Annotated in this window: 13 protein-coding genes; 7 read left to right on the forward strand and 6 right to left on the reverse strand. The window is 71.1% G+C overall.

The genetic code is table 11. From position 1 onward, the window contains the following. Nucleotides 1-109 precede the first annotated feature (109 nt). From DEJ49_RS28450 to DEJ49_RS28475, 6 genes are all read left to right on the forward strand, one after another. Complete coding sequence (locus DEJ49_RS28450; protein ID WP_411757205.1) at nucleotides 110-1,207, forward strand: substrate-binding domain-containing protein; 1,098 nt, start codon at nucleotides 110-112, stop codon at nucleotides 1,205-1,207. A 194-nt stretch (nucleotides 1,208-1,401) separates the two neighbouring features. Next, a complete protein-coding gene (locus DEJ49_RS28455; protein WP_150186741.1) occupies nucleotides 1,402-2,202 on the forward strand; it encodes an ATP-binding cassette domain-containing protein in 801 nt (266 codons plus the stop codon). Further along, nucleotides 2,199-3,503: a sugar ABC transporter permease gene (locus tag DEJ49_RS28460; protein ID WP_150186742.1), complete on the forward strand. Its 1,305-nt coding sequence runs from the start codon at nucleotides 2,199-2,201 to the stop codon at nucleotides 3,501-3,503. The genes DEJ49_RS28455 and DEJ49_RS28460 overlap by 4 nt, the downstream gene beginning before the upstream one ends. A gap of 169 nt (nucleotides 3,504-3,672) precedes the next feature. Then, nucleotides 3,673-5,613: a 1-deoxy-D-xylulose-5-phosphate synthase gene (gene dxs, locus DEJ49_RS28465; protein ID WP_150186743.1), complete on the forward strand. Its 1,941-nt coding sequence runs from the start codon at nucleotides 3,673-3,675 to the stop codon at nucleotides 5,611-5,613. 158 nt (nucleotides 5,614-5,771) lie between these two features. Continuing rightward, nucleotides 5,772-7,265 carry an amino acid permease gene (locus tag DEJ49_RS28470; protein WP_150186744.1) on the forward strand — a complete coding sequence of 498 codons (1,494 nt, stop codon included), beginning with the start codon at nucleotides 5,772-5,774 and terminating at the stop codon, nucleotides 7,263-7,265. Nucleotides 7,266-7,274: 9 nt separating this feature from the next. Further along, complete coding sequence (locus DEJ49_RS28475; protein ID WP_150186745.1) at nucleotides 7,275-8,786, forward strand: ArnT family glycosyltransferase; 1,512 nt, start codon at nucleotides 7,275-7,277, stop codon at nucleotides 8,784-8,786. Between the two features lie 6 nt (nucleotides 8,787-8,792). Here DEJ49_RS28475 and DEJ49_RS28480 read toward each other — a convergent pair whose 3' ends face one another. After that, a complete protein-coding gene (locus DEJ49_RS28480) occupies nucleotides 8,793-9,161 on the reverse strand; it encodes an NTP pyrophosphohydrolase (RefSeq protein ID WP_150186746.1) in 369 nt (122 codons plus the stop codon). Between the two features lie 79 nt (nucleotides 9,162-9,240). Between DEJ49_RS28480 and DEJ49_RS28485 the strand changes: the two genes are divergently transcribed. Continuing rightward, complete coding sequence (locus tag DEJ49_RS28485) at nucleotides 9,241-10,311, forward strand: hypothetical protein (protein WP_150186747.1); 1,071 nt, start codon at nucleotides 9,241-9,243, stop codon at nucleotides 10,309-10,311. A 57-nt stretch (nucleotides 10,312-10,368) separates the two neighbouring features. On the opposite strand, the gene DEJ49_RS28490 is transcribed toward DEJ49_RS28485, so the two are convergent. From DEJ49_RS28490 to DEJ49_RS28510, 5 genes are all read right to left on the reverse strand, one after another. Next, a complete protein-coding gene (locus tag DEJ49_RS28490) occupies nucleotides 10,369-12,501 on the reverse strand; it encodes a 3-hydroxyacyl-CoA dehydrogenase NAD-binding domain-containing protein (RefSeq protein WP_150186748.1) in 2,133 nt (710 codons plus the stop codon). Beyond that, nucleotides 12,498-13,724: a thiolase family protein gene (locus tag DEJ49_RS28495; protein WP_150186749.1), complete on the reverse strand. Its 1,227-nt coding sequence runs from the start codon at nucleotides 13,722-13,724 to the stop codon at nucleotides 12,498-12,500. The genes DEJ49_RS28490 and DEJ49_RS28495 overlap by 4 nt, the downstream gene beginning before the upstream one ends. A gap of 619 nt (nucleotides 13,725-14,343) precedes the next feature. Then, the gene (locus DEJ49_RS28500; protein WP_150186750.1) at nucleotides 14,344-15,609 is read right to left on the reverse strand and encodes a ribonuclease D; all 1,266 of its coding nucleotides are present in this window, start codon (nucleotides 15,607-15,609) and stop codon (nucleotides 14,344-14,346) included. A gap of 78 nt (nucleotides 15,610-15,687) precedes the next feature. After that, a complete protein-coding gene (locus DEJ49_RS28505; protein WP_016643199.1) occupies nucleotides 15,688-16,350 on the reverse strand; it encodes a response regulator transcription factor in 663 nt (220 codons plus the stop codon). A 290-nt stretch (nucleotides 16,351-16,640) separates the two neighbouring features. Continuing rightward, entirely contained in the window at nucleotides 16,641-17,345 is a 705-nt protein-coding gene (locus tag DEJ49_RS28510) for a DUF3000 domain-containing protein (protein WP_150186751.1), read from the reverse strand. Nucleotides 17,346-17,363: the final 18 nt, after the last annotated feature.

Consider the following 17,363-nt stretch of genomic DNA (forward strand, 5'->3'; position numbering starts at 1 on the left):
CCGTTGTCATCTCGTTAAGGATTTACTCCTTGACGCTGGTGTGGCGGCCGAGTTGACTTCGAGCCACCTCGGCCGCAACGACGCGGCCTCGTCAGGGAGGCACCCCACCATGAACGCAATGACGCGTCGCGTCGTCATAGGCACGGCCGCGGTTTCGATGGCACTCGCCATGACCGCATGTGGCAAGGCAGGCGACGGCGACGACAAGGGCAGCGGCGGCGACACCAAGACCATCGGTCTGCTGCTCCCCGAGAACAAGACCACGCGCTACGAGACCTTCGACCGTCCTTTCATGGAGGACAAGATCGAAGAGCTCTGCTCGGACTGCAAGGTCAAGTACAACAACGCGGCCCAGGACATCGAGACCCAGAAGAAGCAGTTCGACGCCCTCGTCACCCAGGGTGTCAAGGTCATCATCCTGGACGCGGTGGACTACAAGTCGACCAAGTCCTGGGTCAAGCAGGCCGACAAGCAGGGCGTGAAGGTCGTCGCGTACGACCGCCTCGCCGAGGGCCCGCTCGCCGCCTACGTCTCGTACGACAACGAGAAGATCGGCCGCCTGCAGGGCGGGGCCATGGTCAAGGCGCTCGGCTCCGACGCCAAGGACGCCAACGTCGTCATGATCAACGGCTCGCCGACCGACCCGAACGCCCCCTTCTTCAAGAAGGGCGCCCACTCGGTGCTCGACAAGAAGGTCAAGAAGATCGTCTACGAGCAGGACATCCCGGACTGGTCGCCGGACGAGGCGAACCGCAAGATGGCCTCCGCGATCGACAAGCTCGGCAAGGACGGCATCCAGGGCGTCTACGCCGCCAACGACGGCATGGCCGGCGGCGTCATCACCGCCCTCAAGCAGCGCGGCATCAAGGTCCCGGTCGGCGGCCAGGACGCCGAACTCGCGGGCGTGCAGCGCATGTTGAGCGGCGACCAGGACTACACGATCTACAAGCAGATCAAGCCGGAGGCCGAGACCACCGCCGAGATCGCCGTCCGCCTGCTCAAGGGCAAGGACATCGACACGATCACCGACCGCAAGGTCGACTCGCTCAGCGGTGACTTCAAGGGCATCCCGGCCAAGCTCTACGACGCGCAGGCGATCACCAAGAACGAGGTCGCGGACACGATCGTCAAGGACAAGGTCTACAAGGTCAGCGAGATCTGCACCGCCCAGTACAAGAAGGCGTGCGACGCCGCGGGTATCAAGTAGCTCCCGCTTGCGGTAAATCCGTCTCTACGAGACGAGGCCCACGGGCGGCGTGAGAGCGCTTCCGGGCCCCCGTATGGGACGGCTTCCAGTACCGGTCAGGTGCCCGCCCCATCACACCGCCCCGCAAACGGGGGGCGGGCACCCGACCTGCCCTTGCTGCACCACCATTCCCCGCCGGTCAGGCGGCGAAGGAGATGATTCACGTGTCCGCTACGCCCGTGCTGGCGTTGCGCGGGGTCTCCAAGCGGTTCGGCGCCGTCCAGGCGCTCACGGACGTAGACCTCGAAATCCACGCCGGTGAGGTGGTCGCCCTCGTCGGCGACAACGGCGCCGGCAAGTCCACTCTCGTCAAGACGATCTCGGGCGTTCACCCGATCGACGACGGGACCATCGAGTGGGAGGGCAAGGGGGTCCGCATCGGACGCCCGCACGACGCCCAGAACCTCGGCGTGGCCACCGTCTACCAGGACCTGGCCCTCTGCGACAACCTCGACGTCGTCGCCAACCTGTTCCTCGGCAGCGAACTGAAGACGGCCTCCGTCCTCGACGAGATCAAGATGGAGAAGCGGGCCAAGCAGCTCCTGGACACCCTCTCCATCCGCATCCCCAGCGTCCGCATCCCGGTCGCGGCGCTCTCCGGCGGCCAGCGCCAGGTCGTCGCCATCGCCCGCGCGCTCGTCGGCGACCCCAAGATCGTCATCCTCGACGAGCCGACCGCGGCGCTCGGCGTCGAGCAGACCGCCCAGGTCCTCGACCTGGTGGAGCGGCTCCGCGAGCGCGGCCACGGAGTCATCCTCATCAGCCACAACATGGCCGACGTGAAGGCCGTCGCCGACCGGGTCGCGGTGCTGCGCCTCGGCCGCAACAACGGCACCTTCACCGTCGCCGACACCACCAACGAAGAGATCATCGCCGCCATCACCGGCGCCACGGACAACGCCGTGACCCGCCGCAAGGCGCGTACGGCCACGGTGACGAAGGAGGACGCGAAGTGAGCGACCTCGCCAAGACCCCCAAGGCCCCCGCCGACGCGCCGACGCCCGAGGCCGAGCCCTCGGCCGCGCCGTCCGCCGCGGTCGACCCGCGTCTCCTCGTCCGCGAGGAGGGCCTGGCCGGCTACTGGACCGAGTTCAAGCGCAAGATGCGCGGCGGTGAGCTCGGCTCGCTGCCCGTCGTCGTCGGCCTGATCGTCATCGCGATCGTCTTCCAGCTGAAGAACGAGCACTTCCTGGACGCGAGCAGCCTCGCGAACATCGCCGTCTTCACCTCCGGCCTCGGCATCATGGCCGTCGGCATCGTCTTCGTCCTGCTCCTCGGCGAGATCGACCTGTCGGTCGGTTCGGTGGCCGGCATGGGCGCGGCCGTATGGGCCGTGCTGAGCGTCACACATGAGCTGAACGACTGGCTCTCGGTGCTCATCGCCATCCTGTCCGGTGCGGTCATCGGCTGTCTGCACGGGTTCTTTTTCGCCAAGATCGGCGTGCCCGCCTTCGTGGTCACCCTCGCCGGCTTCCTCGGCTGGAGCGGTCTGCAGATCTGGCTGATGGGCGGCGAGGGCAGCATCAACACGCCCGAGGGCAGTGTCGTCGAGGACCTCACCGGCCACTTCTTCGCGGAGAAGGGCGCCGCGTACGGCCTCGCGGCCGTCGCGATCATCGCGTACGCCGGTTCCCTGCTCCTCGACAGCAAGCGCCGCAAGGCCGCCGGGCTCCCGTCCCGGCCGGTCAGCGAGATCGTCCTGCGCACGGTCGTCGTGGCGGTCCTCGCGGGCGGCGCGGCGTACGAGCTGAACGAGCCGCAGGGCGCCCGCGGCCTGCCGCTGGCCCTGGTGCTCTTCCTCGCCGTCCTGGTGATCGCGGACTTCGTGGCCCGGCGCACCACCTTCGGCCGCCAGGTCTTCGCGGTCGGCGGCAACGCGGAGGCCGCGCGGCGCGCGGGCATCAACGTGGACCGCGTCCGGATCATCGTCTTCGGCATCTCCGGCATGCTCGCCGCCTTCGGCGGCCTCTTCATCGCCAGCCTCTCGGGCGGCGCCACGAAGAGCCTGGGCGGCGGCAACACGCTGATGATGGTCATCGCGGCGGCGGTCATCGGCGGCACGAGCCTCTTCGGCGGGCGAGGCAAGGTGTGGTCCGCGCTGCTCGGCATGCTGGTGATCCAGTCCATCCAGCAGGGCCTGAACATGCTCGGCATGGCCAGCGAGATCCAGTACATGATCACTGGCGCGGTGCTGCTCGCCGCGGTGGTCATCGACTCCGTCTCGCGCCGGACGCAGAAGTCGGCGGGTCGCGCCTGAGTCACCCACCGGACGCACCACTACGGGAACTTTTGTCCCGTAGTGGTGCGTCTGTTCGTGTGACGGGGAAAACCCCTCCCGGACGCGTGCCTCAGCCGCGGAACATTAGACTCGACAGACCCGGCAACGCTCGAACAGCACATCTCAGCTCTACTGCAAGGAGGCACGGGTGCCGCTGCTGACCCGCATCACGGGACCGCGCGATCTGGACCGTCTCAGCCCGGAGGAGCTGAACCAGCTGGCCGGAGAGATCCGCAGCTTCCTCGTCGATGCCGTCGCCAAGACCGGCGGCCACCTCGGGCCGAACCTCGGCGTGGTCGAGCTCACCATCGCCCTGCACCGCGTCTTCGAGTCCCCGAAGGACAAGGTCCTCTTCGACACCGGCCACCAGAGCTACGTGCACAAGCTGCTCACCGGCCGCCAGGACTTCGCCAAGCTGCGCGGCAAGGGCGGCCTCTCCGGGTACCCCTCGCGCGCCGAGTCCGACCACGACGTGATCGAGAACAGCCACGCCTCCACCGTCCTGGGCTGGGCCGACGGCTTCGCCAAGGCCAACGAGGTCCGCGGCAAGGACGACCACGTCGTCGCCGTCATCGGTGACGGCGCGCTGACCGGCGGCATGGCCTGGGAGGCGCTGAACAACATCGCCGCGGCCAAGGACCGCCCCCTGGTCATCGTCGTCAACGACAACGAGCGGTCCTACGCCCCGACGATCGGTGGCCTCGCCAACCATCTGGCGACGCTGCGGACCACCGACGGCTACGAGCGCTTCCTGGCCCGCGGGAAGGACTTCCTGGAGCGCACGCCGGTCGTCGGCAAGCCGCTCTACGAGACCCTGCACGGCGCCAAGAAGGGCCTGAAGGACTTCATCGCCCCCCAAGGCATGTTCGAGGACCTCGGCCTGAAGTACGTGGGACCGATCGACGGCCACGACATCGAGGCCCTGGAGTCCGCCCTGCAGCGCGCCAAGCGCTTCGGCGGCCCGGTCATCGTGCACTGCCTCACCGAGAAGGGCCGCGGCTACCAGCCCGCCGAGCAGGACGAGGCCGACCACTTCCACGGCATCGGCCCCATCCACCCCGACACGGGCCTGCCCATCGCCGCCTCCGGCATGGACTGGACGTCCGTCTTCGGCGAGGAGATGGTCAAGCTCGGCCACGAGCGCGAGGACATCGTCGCGATCACCGCCGCCATGCTGCAGCCGGTCGGCCTGAAGAAGTTCGCCGAGGAATTCCCCGGCCGGGTCTACGACGTCGGCATCGCCGAGCAGCACGCCGCCGTCTCCGCCGCCGGCCTCGCGTCGGGCGGCCTGCACCCCGTCTTCGCGGTGTACGCGACCTTCCTCAACCGCGCCTTCGACCAGCTCCTGATGGACGTGGCGCTGCACAAGTGCGGCGTCACCTTCGTCCTGGACCGGGCGGGCGTCACCGGCACGGACGGCGCCTCGCACAACGGCATGTGGGACATGTCGATCCTGCAGTGCGTGCCGTCCCTGCGGATCGCCGCGCCGCGCGACGCCGACCAGGTCCGCCTCCAGCTGCGCGAGGCCGTCGAGGTCGACGACGCCCCGACCGTCGTGCGCTACTCGAAGGGCGCGGTCGGCCCGGCCGTCAAGGCCGTCGGCAAGGTCGGCGGCATGGACGTGCTGCGCAAGGCGGGCACGAACAAGCCGGACGTCCTCCTCGTCTCCGTCGGCGCGCTCGCGCCCATGTGCCTGGAGATCGCCGACCTCCTGAACAAGCAGGGCATCACCACCACCGTGGTCGACCCGCGCTGGGTCAAGCCGGTCGACGAGGCCATGGCGCCGCTCGCCGAGCAGCACCGCGTCGTCGTCACCGTCGAGGACAACTCGCGTGCGGGCGGCGTCGGTTCGGCGATCGCACAGGCCCTGCGCGACGCGGGCGTCGACGTGCCGCTGCGCGACTTCGGCATCCCGCCGCGCTTCCTCGACCACGCGTCCCGCAAGGAGATCATGGCCGAGATCGGCCTGACCGCCCCGGACATCTCCCGTCAGGTCACGGGCCTGGTCGCCAAGCTCGACGGACGGTACGAGCGGCACGACCGGAATGCAGTGGCCGCCGTGGACTCCGTGGAGCCCGCCCGCGACTGAGGCAGCCCCTGGCGTCGACACGCACCGCCGATGGGCCGGTCACATCACCCTGTACGGGTGGTGGAACCGGCCCATTCGCGTGAATGGGCCCGTCCCGGCGCTTGCGGGGTACCCGGCCTCTCGATCATGTCGGGGACGACAAGCGTGGGAGGTAGCCCGTGAGCAGCACCCTCTTCAGGACGAAGAGCGTCGAGCAGTCCATCAAGGACACCGAGGAACCGGAGCACGCGCTCAAGAAGTCGCTGTCCGCCCTCGACCTCACGGTCTTCGGCGTCGGCGTCATCATCGGCACCGGCATCTTCGTGCTGACCGGAAAGATCGCCAAGGAGACGGCGGGGCCCTCGGTCGCCCTCGCCTTCGTCGTCGCCGGGGTCGTCTGCGCCCTCGCGGCCCTCTGTTACGCCGAGTTCGCCTCGACCGTGCCGGTCGCCGGATCCGCGTACACCTTCTCGTACGCCTCTCTCGGCGAATTCCCCGCCTGGATCATCGGCTGGGACCTGATCCTGGAGCTCGCGCTCGGCTGCGCGGTGGTGGCGGTCGGCTGGTCCGGCTATCTGCGCTCACTCCTCGACACCGCGGGCATGCACCTGCCGCAGGCGCTGAGCGGGACGCACGAGGGGCGGTTCGGCTTCGACCTGCTCGCCGCCGTCCTCGTGCTCGTCCTCACCGGCATCCTGGTCGCCGGGATGAAGCTCTCCTCGCGGGTCACCAACGTCATCGTCGCCGTCAAGGTCACCGTGGTGCTCCTCGTCATCGTCGTCGGCGCGTTCCTCATCACGGGCGCCAACTACGACCCGTTCGTCCCGCCCACCGAGCACGTCGAGGGCGGCGGCGGCATCACCGCGCCGCTGGTCCAGCTGCTCTTCGGCTTCACGCCCTCGCACTTCGGCGTCATGGGCATCTTCACCGCGGCGGCCGTAGTCTTCTTCGCGTTCATCGGCTTCGACATCGTCGCGACCGCCGCCGAGGAGACCCGCAACCCGCAGCGCGACGTGCCCCGCGGCATCCTCGGCTCGCTGCTCGTCTGCACGATCCTCTACGTCGCCGTCTCCGTCGTCGTCACCGGCATGCAGAAGTACACCGAGCTCTCCACGGACGCGCCGCTCGCCGACGCCTTCAAGGCCGTCGGGCACCCCTTCTGGTCCGGTGTGATCAGCTTCGGCGCGGCCGTCGGACTCACCTCCGTCTGCATGATCCTGCTGCTCGGCCAGACCCGCGTGTTCTTCGCGATGAGCCGCGACGGCCTGCTCCCGCAGAGCTTCTCCAAGGTCCATCCGAAGTTCGGCACCCCGTACCGCTCCACGATCCTGCTCGGCGTGATCGTCGCCGTCGTCGCCGGGTTCACCTCCATCGACGAGCTCGCCGAACTCGTCAACATCGGCACCCTGTTCGCCTTCGTCGTGGTCGCCCTCGGCGTCATCCTGCTCCGCAGACAGCGCCCCGACCTGCCGCGCGCCTTCCGCACCCCGATGGTGCCGCTCGTGCCCGTCCTGTCGATCCTCGCGTCGCTCTGGTTGATGCTGAACCTGCCCGCGGAGACCTGGGTGCGGTTCGGTGTCTGGATGGTCCTCGGCGTCGTCGTCTACTTCGTGTACGGGCGCTCGCACAGCCGGCTGCACCAGCGCGACCCGCACGCGAACGACGCACGGTAGTCACCCCGTATGGTCGCGCCGCCCTCGGCGTCACCGCGCTCCGTACGCCACCTCCGGGTGCCGGGCCCACGGAAGGAGCACGTCGCCGAAGGCGGTGCCCGGCGCCCCCGCGCCTACTGGGCCCGCCTGCTGCCCCTGCTCGCCGCCCTCGCCTGCGCGACCCGGCTGCCCTCGTTCCGGTGGCCCCTGTGGAACCCCGACGAGGGGTACCTCGCCGTGCAGGCACAGATGCTGGCGCACGGCGGCGCGCTCTACGAAACCGTCGTCGACCGCAAGCCGCCGCTCGTCCCCTGGCTGTACGCGGGGGCCTTCGCGCTCTTCGGCGACGGCTCGCTCCTGCCGCTCAAGGTGCTCGCGGTCGCCGCGCAGCTCCTGACGGCGGCGCTCCTCGTCTCCCTGGCCCGGCGCCGCTGGGGCGACGGCGCGGGCCGCACCGCAGGCGTGCTGTACCTCCTGATCTCCATCGGCCTCAACCCCGAGGACACCCAGGCCGCCGCCTTCGAGGTCTTCATGCTGCCCTGCACGGCCGCCGCCATGTGGTGCGCCGACCGGCGCCGCTGGGGAGCCGCGGGAACGGCGGTGGCCTGCGCGTTCCTCGCCAAGCAGACCGGGGGAGCGGTCCTGCTCCCGGTCGGCTGGCTGCTGTGGCGGGCCGGGGCCCACCGCCGCGACACGGTGCGCCTCGCGGCCGGACTCGGCGCGCCCGTCCTCGCCGCCGCCCTCCTGACGACCCCCGCGGGCTTCGTGTTCTGGACGGTGACGGGCTCGGGGGCCTACGCCTCCTTCACCGGCTCCGAACTCCACGTCCTGGGGCGGGGCCTGGTGAACGCCGCCGTCCTCGCCGCGGCCTGCGCGGGCATCGCCGCGCCCGTCGTACGCGTCCTGCGCATCGCCCGCACCGGGGCGCCGGAACTCTGGCTCTGGCTCGCCTCGTCCGTGGCCGCCGTGCTCCTCGGCTTCCACTTCTTCGGCCACTACTACCTGCAACTCATGCCGCCGCTCGCCCTCCTCGGCACGGCCGCCCTGCAGATCCTGCCGCGCGAGCGGACGGCCCGCGCGATCGCCGTCTCCGGCTGCGCGTGCGCCGTGTTCCTGGCGTGGGGCCTGCTCGCGCCGCGCCCCGAACTGGCCCACGCCACACGCCTCGCGGAGGCCGTCAGGGACCGCACCGCGCCGGACGACCGCGTGCTGTTCTGGGGCATACACCCCGAGGCGTACTGGCTCGCCGACCGCACCCCCGCGAGCCGCTACCTCACCGCCGGACTCCTCACCAACTACAGCGGCGGCAGGAACGGGCCGCAGGTGGGCGAGAAGTACGCGGTCGACGGCGCCTGGCCGGTCTTCCGTGAGGAACTGCGCAGCCGGCCCCCCGCGGTCGTCGTCGACGACTCACGCGGCAAGCCGTTCGCCCCGGACCGCGTCCCGGCCCTGCGACGGTTCCTCGCGGTCGGATACGAGCCGGTGCTGCGGACCGGGGGAGCGGTGGTGTACGTACGGGTCACGGAGCAGGACGGGCGGTGACGGAGATCAGGGGCGCACGGTTCGCGGGCCCGCGCACTCCGCGCCCGTCTCGCCCACCCTGCGGCGCAGCTCGCGGTCGGCCGTGACGACCAGGCAGGGCCGGCCCGCGGCCGCCGCGGCCACCTCCACGATCCGGTCGTCACCGCTCCCCGACGCGCTCTCCACGCGTACGCCCGGCACGGACTCCACACCGCGCGCCGCGCCCTCGACGACCAGGACGACCTCCAGCGGCCCCGGGTGCCCGGGCAGCCCCTCCTCCGCGTACCGGACGAGGGAGTCCCGCAGCCGCTCGGCGGCTCCGCGGCGGTCGCGCCACCAGCCGTCGGGCACGGATCCGACGACGTTCGCGGCATCGACGACGACGAGAGTATGCATGCGGCAAACGTAAACTAATGGGCGGAACACCGTGCGTCCGTGAACGTGGTCCTGAACGTGGAAGGGATGGCGCAGAGTCATGCCGTCGAGGTCAAGCAGCACCGGTGCGCCGGAGACCGCCCGCTGGCTGCTGCGCGGCCGTGACGGCCGTCTCACCGCCTACGCCCGCGCCGAAGGAGGCCTCCTGCGCTGGACGGAGGCCCGGCCCGGCGGACCCGCCTGGGAGGGCCCCGACTTCTTCGAGGCGCCCGACCTGACCTACCTCACCCTCGCCCAGGGCACCGACGGATACGTGCACTTCCTGGGCCGCCGCGAACGGCGCGACCCCGACGGGAAACCCCTCGTCGACGTCGTGCACTCCATCCAGTACCAGTCGGGGCGGCCGCTCATGGACTGGCGCTCACTCGGCAACCCGCACACCAAGCTCGTCGAGCGCGCCCCGCACCTCGGGGCGCCCGCCGCCGCGGTCGACGCCGCGGGCACCGTCCACGTCTTCGTGCGGGACGCGGTGGGCAGCGTCCGGATGCGCCGCGAGGGCAAGGGCGGCAAGTGGGAGGGCTGGAAGGACTTCAAGGTCCGCGGCACCCTGGACGGCACGGCCGCGGTCGCCACGTCGACGGGCCGCGTCGAGGTCCTCGCACCCTCGGGCAAGGCCACGCTGCGCTGGGCCCAGGAGAAGCAGGGCGGTGAGCTGGTGCGCGCCGACGACGTCCCGCTCGCCCCGGCCCCCGGCTCCGGCACGGCCCTGGAAACCGGCCCCGACCGCCTCACGTACTACGCGGCCGACGCCCTCGGCGACGGCGTCCTCGCCCACCGCACGGCCGACGGCGGCCCCGCGCTGCCCCTCGGCGGCAACCCCGGAACCGGCCCCACGGCGGCCGTCCGCACGGCCATAGACGGTTACGACTGCACGGTCCTCGCCCACCGCGCGAGCACCGGCCGGCCCGCGCTCGCCGCGTTCCCCACGGAGGACGAGGGGGCGGGCCTGTGGTGGGCCGAGACCGGCGAGCCGTGCCTGGGCGCGCCCGCGCTCGCGCTCGACGCGCGGGGCCGGGTGGTCATGGCGGCGATCGGCCTCGACGGGACGCTGCGGATCGCCCGCCAGAAGGCGGAGGCGGGGCTTGCGCTGGAGGCGTGGACCCGCGTCTGAGCACATAGAAGCGGGCCGTACGGGAGTTGTCCCGTACGGCCCGCTTCTGTTGCTGCGTTACGCGGGTACGCTCGCCACGCCCTGCGCCAGGAACCGCTTGCCGTTGACGCGCTCGCTGACGCCCTCACGGTCCAGGTACGGCGTGATGCCGCCCAGGTGGAAGGGCCAGCCCGCGCCGGTGATCAGGCAGAGGTCGATGTCCTGGGCCTCGGCGACGACGCCCTCGTCGAGCATGAGCCCGATCTCCTGCGCCACCGCGTCGAGCACGCGGTCCCGCACCTGCTCCTCGGTCAGGACGGAGTCGCCCTGCTTCAGGAGGGCGGCGACCTCGGGGTCGAGCTCCGGCTTCCCGGAGTCGTACACGTAGAAGCCGCGCTTGCCCGCCTTGACGACGGCCGCGAGGTTCGGGGAGACCGTGAAGCGCTCCGGGAAGGCACGGTTGAGCGTCTCGGAGACGTGCAGACCGATGGCCGGACCGACCAGCTCCAGGAGCACCAGCGGCGACATCGGCAGACCGAGCGGCTCGACGGCCTTCTCGGCGACGGCGACCGGGGTGCCCTCGTCGATGACGTTCTGGATCTCGCCCATGAAGCGGGTGAGGATGCGGTTCACGACGAACGCCGGGGCGTCCTTCACGAGCACCGCGGTCTTCTTCAGCTTCTTGGCGACACCGAAGGCCGTGGCCAGCGACGCGTCGTCGGTCTGCTCGCCGCGCACGATCTCCAGGAGCGGCAGGATCGCGACCGGGTTGAAGAAGTGGAAGCCGACGACCCGCTCGGGGTGCTTCAGCTTCGACGCCATCTCGGAGACCGAGAGCGAGGAGGTGTTGGTGGCGAGGATGGCGTGCGCCGGAGCGACCGCCTCGACCTCGGCGAACACCTGCTGCTTGACGCCGATCTCCTCGAACACGGCCTCGATGATGAAGTCCGCGTCGGAGAAGCCCTCGGCCTTGTCCAGGACACCGGAGACCAGCGCCTTCAGGCGGTTGGCCTTGTCCTGGTTGATACGGCCCTTGAGGAGCAGCTTGTCGATCTCCTCGTGGACGTAGCCCACGCCCTTGTCGACGCGCTCCTGGTCGATGTCGGTCAGCACGACCGGCACCTCCAGGCGGCGCAGGAAGAGCAGCGCGAGCTGCGAGGCCATCAGACCGGCGCCGACGACGCCGACCTTGGTGACCGGACGCGCGAGGTTCTTGTCGGGCGCCCCGGCGGGACGCTTGCCGCGCTTCTGCACGAGGTTGAACGAGTAGATGCCCGCGCGCAGTTCACCGCCCATGATGAGGTCGGCGAGCGCGGTGTCCTCGGCGTCGAAGCCCGCCTGCAGGTCGCCGTCCTTGGCGGCCTCGATGATCTCCAGGGCGCGGTAGGCGGCCGGAGCGGCGCCGTGCACCTTGGAGTCGGCGATGGCACGGCCGCGCGCGACGGCGGCGTCCCAGCCCTCGCCGCGGTCGATCTCGGGGCGTACGACCTCGGTCTTGCCGTTGAGGACGGACGCCGTCCAGATCAGCGACTGCTCCAGGAAGTCCGCGCCCTCGAAGAGCGCGTCGGCGATGCCGAGCTCGAAGACCTGCTTGCCCTTGAGCTGACGATTCTGGTTCAGCGAGTTCTCGATGATGACCGAGACGGCCTTGTCGGCGCCGATCAGGTTCGGGAGCAGCGCGCAGCCGCCCCAGCCCGGGACCAGGCCGAGGAAGACCTCGGGCAGCGAGAACGCGGGCAGCGCCTTGGAGACGGTGCGGTAGGAGCAGTGCAGACCGACCTCGACGCCGCCGCCCATCGCGGCGCCGTTGTAGTAGGCGAAGGTCGGCACGGCGAGGCCGGAGAGCCGCTTGAAGACCTCGTGGCCGCCCTTGCCGATGGCGAGCGCGTCCTCGTGGCGCTTCAGCAGCTCCACGCCCTTGAGGTCGGCGCCGACGGCGAAGATGAACGGCTTGCCGGTGATGCCGACGCCGACGACCGTGCCCTCGGACGCCTCCTTCTCGACCTGGTCGATCGCCGTGTTCAGGTTGGCGAGGGACTGCGGTCCGAAGGTGGTCGGCTTGGTGTGGTCGAAGCCGTTGTCCAGGGTGATCAGCGCGAAGCGCCCGGCACCGTGGGGGAGGTCGAGGTGGCGCACGTGCGCCCGCGTGACGACCTCGTCGGGGAACAGCTCGGCCGCACCCTTCAGGAGCTCGGTGGTCGTGGTGCTCATGCTTCGCCTCCGGCGTCCTTGTGGTGGGGGTTCTCCCAGATGACCGTCGCGCCCATGCCGAAGCCGACGCACATGGTCGTGAGGCCGTAGCGGACCTCGGGCTGCTCCTCGAACTGCCGCGCCAGCTGCGTCATCAGGCGTACGCCGGAGGAGGCGAGCGGGTGGCCGAAGGCGATGGCGCCGCCGTACTGGTTCACGCGGGCGTCGTCGTCCGCGATGCCGTAGTGCTCCAGGAAGGCGAGGACCTGCACGGCGAAGGCCTCGTTGATCTCGAAGAGACCGATGTCGGAGATGCTCAGCCCCGCCTGGGCGAGGGCCTTCTCGGTCGCCGGGATCGGGCCGTAGCCCATGACCTCGGGCTCGACGCCCGCGAAGGAGTACGCCACGAGGCGCATCTTCACGGGGAGGTTGTTCGCCCGGGCGAACTCCTCGGAGGCGATGAGGGAGGCGGTGGCGCCGTCGTTGAGACCGGCGGCGTTGCCCGCGGTGACGCGGCCGTGGGTACGGAACGGCGTCTTGAGGGTCGCGAGGCTCTCGAGCGTGGTCCCCGGCCGCATCGGCTCATCGGCGGTGGCGAGGCCCCAGCCGGTCTCACCGGCCTCCTCGTTCGTCCGACGCACGGAGATCGGCACGAGGTCGGCCTGGATCTTGCCGTCGGCGTACGCCTTGGCGGCCTTCTCCTGCGAGCGCACGGCGTATGCGTCGGCGCGCTGCTTGGTGATGCTCGGGTAGCGGTCGTGCAGGTTCTCGGCGGTCATGCCCATGAACAGGGCGGACTCGTCGACGAGCTTCTCGCTCACGAACCGCGGGTTCGGGTCGACGCCCTCGCCCATGGGGTGGCGGCCCATGTGCTCGACACCGCCCGCGACGGCGATGTCGTACGCACCGAAGGCCACGCTGCCCGCGACGGACGTCACGGCGGTCAGGGCGCCGGCGCACATGCGGTCGATGGAGTAGCCGGGCACGGACTGCGGGAGCCCGGCGAGGATGCCGGCGGTGCGGCCGATCGTCAGACCCTGGTCGCCGATCTGCGTGGTCGCGGCGATGGCGACCTCGTCGATCTTGGCGGGGTCGAGGTCCGGGTTGCGGCGCAGCAGCTCCCGGATGGCCTTCACGACGAGGTCATCGGCACGGGTCTCGTGGTAGATGCCCTTCGGGCCCGCCTTGCCGAACGGGGTGCGGACGCCGTCCACGAAGACGACGTCCCTGACGGTACGAGGCACGATGGCTCTCCTCCAGGGTGCGGTTGCGCCACGCCTGCGGCGCGCTTCCTCCGTCCACCCTACTTGTCGGTAACTACGTGGCCAAGGGCGACGTCGGCGAGGCAAAGGTCACACTCCCGCGGCGGCCTCTTCCCGCACCCCACAGCCGGGCCTGCCCCGCCGCTCCGCGGCGGATTCCCCCCACCCACCCACCCGTTCACCCCGCACGTATATGCCCCGTAGGGGCGGGGTCTCGCTTGTCTGCCGCGGACCGCTGGGCTCGCCCTACCCCGCCGCTCCGCGGCGGACCCGACCCACCCGCCCACCCGTGCGCCCCGCACGTTCGTGTGCCGTAGGGGCGGGGCGGCTCGTTCGCCGTGCGGTGCGGGGTGAACGGGTGGGCGGGTGGGAGTGATCCGCCGCGAAGCGGCGGCACAGGGGCGCCTGAGTGTCTCGTTCACCAGGCGGGTGCGTGGGTGTGGGCCCTTGGCAGCGGCGAGGCATGGGGCGGCGGCCCCTGGCAGGCGACGGGTTCTCCGCCCCTACGGGGCATATACGTGCGGGGTGAACGGGCGGGCGGGTGGGTGGAATCCGCCGCGGAGCGGCGGGGTAGGGGTCGCCACTGGGCGGCGCCGTGGGGTCAGGTGAGGGCCGTTACCAGGGCCGGGGTTACCTGGGTGATTTGCCAGGGGCGGGCGCCGTGCGAGGCGAGCGCCGCCGCGACAGAGGCTTCGTCGACCTGCACCGGCGGCTCCCAGCACACCCGCCGCACCGTATCCGGGGTGATCAGGTTCTCCTGGGGCATGTTGAGCTGCTCCGCCAGAGAGGAGATCGCCGCGCGCGCGGCGGAGAGCCGCGCCGCCGCCGCCGGGTCCCGGTCCGCCCAGGACCGGGGAGGCGGCGGACCGGTCACCGCTTGGCCCGGCTGCGGAAGCTCCGCGTCGGGCAGCGCCTTCGCGCGGTCGACCGCCGCCTGCCACTGCTCCAGCTGCCGCCGCCCCATCCGGTGCCCGAAGCCCGACAACCCCGCCAGCGCGTGCACGTTCGGCGGCAGTCCGAGCGCCGCCTCGACGATCGCCCCGTCGCTGAGCACCTTGCCCGGCGACACGTCACGCCGCTGGGCCACCTTGTCGCGGGCGGTCCAGAGCTCTCGTACGACCGCCATCTGACGGCGACGGCGGACCTTGTGCATACCGGACGTGCGGCGCCAGGGGTCCTTGCGGGGCGGAGCCGGCGGCGCCGACGCGATGGCGTCGAACTCCTCGCGGGCCCACTCCAGCTTGCCCTGCCGGTCGAGCTCCTTCTCCAGCGCGTCGCGCAGGTCGACGAGGAGCTCGACGTCGAGTGCCGCGTAGCGGAGCCAGGGCTCGGGGAGCGGGCGGGTCGACCAGTCGACCGCGGAGTGGCCCTTCTCCAGGACGTAGCCGAGCACGCTCTCCACCATCGCCCCGAGACCCACGCGCGGGAACCCGGCGAGGCGCCCCGCGAGCTCCGTGTCGAAGAGCCGGGAGGGGACCATGCCTATTTCGCGCAGGCACGGCAGGTCCTGCGTGGCCGCGTGCAGGACCCACTCCGCGTCGCCGATGGCCGCGCCGAGCCCGGAGAGGTCGGGGCAGGCGACGGGGTCGATGAGCGCGGTGCCCGCGCCCTCGCGGCGGAGCTGGACGAGATAGGCCCGCTGTCCGTACCGGTAGCCGGACGCGCGCTCGGCGTCGACGGCGACGGGTCCGGTGCCGCCGGCGTACGCGGCGATCATCTCCGCGAGGGCCTCCTCGTCGGCGATCACCGGCGGAATGCCGTCGCGGGGCTCGAGCAACGGGGTCGGCGCCGTTTCGACGTCGTCCGGAGGAGCGCCTCCGGTGGTTCGCAGTGAGCTGTCTGCTGCGGTCTCTTGGGCGTCGGTCACCTGTCAAGGGTATCTGTGTATGGACAGCGCCCGTCGACGGAACGTTCCGTCGACGGGCGCTCGGGGGGTGTAAATCAGTCAGTGGATGATGCCGGTGCGCAGCGCGACCGCCACCATCCCGGCCCGGTCACCCGTGCCGAGCTTGCGCGCGATCCGGGCGAGGTGGCTCTTCACGGTCAGGGCGGACAGGCCCATCGAGACGCCGATGGCCTTGTTGGACTGGCCCTCGGCGACGAGGCGGAGCACCTCGACCTCACGGCCGGACAGCTCTCGGTAGCCGCCGGGGTGGCTCGGGGTGCCCGGAGGGCGACGGTGCATGCGGGCGGCGGCCGAACCGATGGGGGCCGCGCCGGGGCGGGTGGGGAGTCCGACGTTCGTGCGAGTGCCGGTGACGACGTAGCCCTTGACGCCGCCCGCGAGGGCGTTGCGCACGGCACCGATGTCGTCGGCGGCGGAGAGGGCGAGGCCGTTGGGCCAGCCCGCGGCACGGGTTTCGGAGAGGAGCGTCAGGCCGGAGCCGTCGGGGAGGTGGACATCAGCGACGCAGATGTCCCGGGGGTTGCCGATGCGGGGACGAGCCTCCGCGATGGACGAGGCCTCGATGACGTCGCGTACACCGAGTGCCCACAGGTGGCGGGTGACGGTGGAACGGACGCGGGGGTCGGCCACGACGACCATGGCGGTCGGCTTGTTCGGGCGGTAGGCGACCAGGCTTGCGGGCTGCTCGAGGAGAACGGACACCAGGCCTCCTGGATGGGGGGACGGGAGGGGGACCGGCTCGGGGATGAAGCCGGGACGAACCGTGCTTTCAAGGTCACAAACCTCTTCGGCAGCAATCCCTGCCGCCTTTAGGAAATGATCACGATTTGGTGAGCAATAATTCGGGCAATTCGGACACGCGCTCGATCATCCGAAGATCAAACCGAACACGCCCACGTTCGAGTGACCCCTTATGAGACAAACCCCGGGGCAAGACGAACCCCGCGGCGCGGGCCGCGGGGGAGGAGGGTGAATGTTCGAGGGAGTGTTCGTCAGTGGGAGAGCGGGCCCCGCCGTTGCGGCAGCGACACCACGGAGGCGTCACCCGAGCCCGACCCCGAGCCCCCGGAGCCCGAGGCGCCCGGCCCCCCGGGACCCACCGGCGGCAGCCCCGCGACCTGGCAGAGCAGGTCGCACCACGCCGCCAGATGCGCGCCCGTGTCCGGCACCCCGCCGCTGCCCTCCCGCGGCGTCCACGACGCCCGGATCTCGATCTGCGAGGCGGGCGGCCGCTCCGAGAGCCCCCCGAAGTAGTGCGAGCCGGCGCGCGTCACCGTTCCGCTCGCCTCGTCCGCCGAGAGCCCCCGCGCGCTGAGCGCGCCGGTCAGCCACGACCAGCAGACCTCCGGCAGCAGCGGATCCGCCGCCATCTCCGGCTCCAGCTCCGCCCGTACGAGCGTGACGAGCCGGAAGGTGCCCTGCCACGCGTCGTGCCCCGCCGGATCGTGGAGCAGGACGAGCCGCCCGTCGGCGAGGTCCTCGTCGTCCTCCACGACCGCCGCCTCCAACGCGTACGCGTACGGCGCGAGCCGTTGCGGCGGCCGCGTCGGGTCGATCTCGATCTCCGGCCGCAGCCGTGCCCCCCGCAGCGCGTCGACCGCCGCGCGGAAGGGCAACGGAGCCGAATCCGCCACCTTCCCCTCCGAACCGTCCATCTCGCCAGCGCCGTCCGACCGTTGTCCCTGAGCCGCAGCCATGCGGGGAAGGTTAAGGGG

This window comes from Streptomyces venezuelae (assembly GCF_008642335.1).
Classification (GTDB): Bacteria; Actinomycetota; Actinomycetes; order Streptomycetales; family Streptomycetaceae; genus Streptomyces; species Streptomyces venezuelae_F.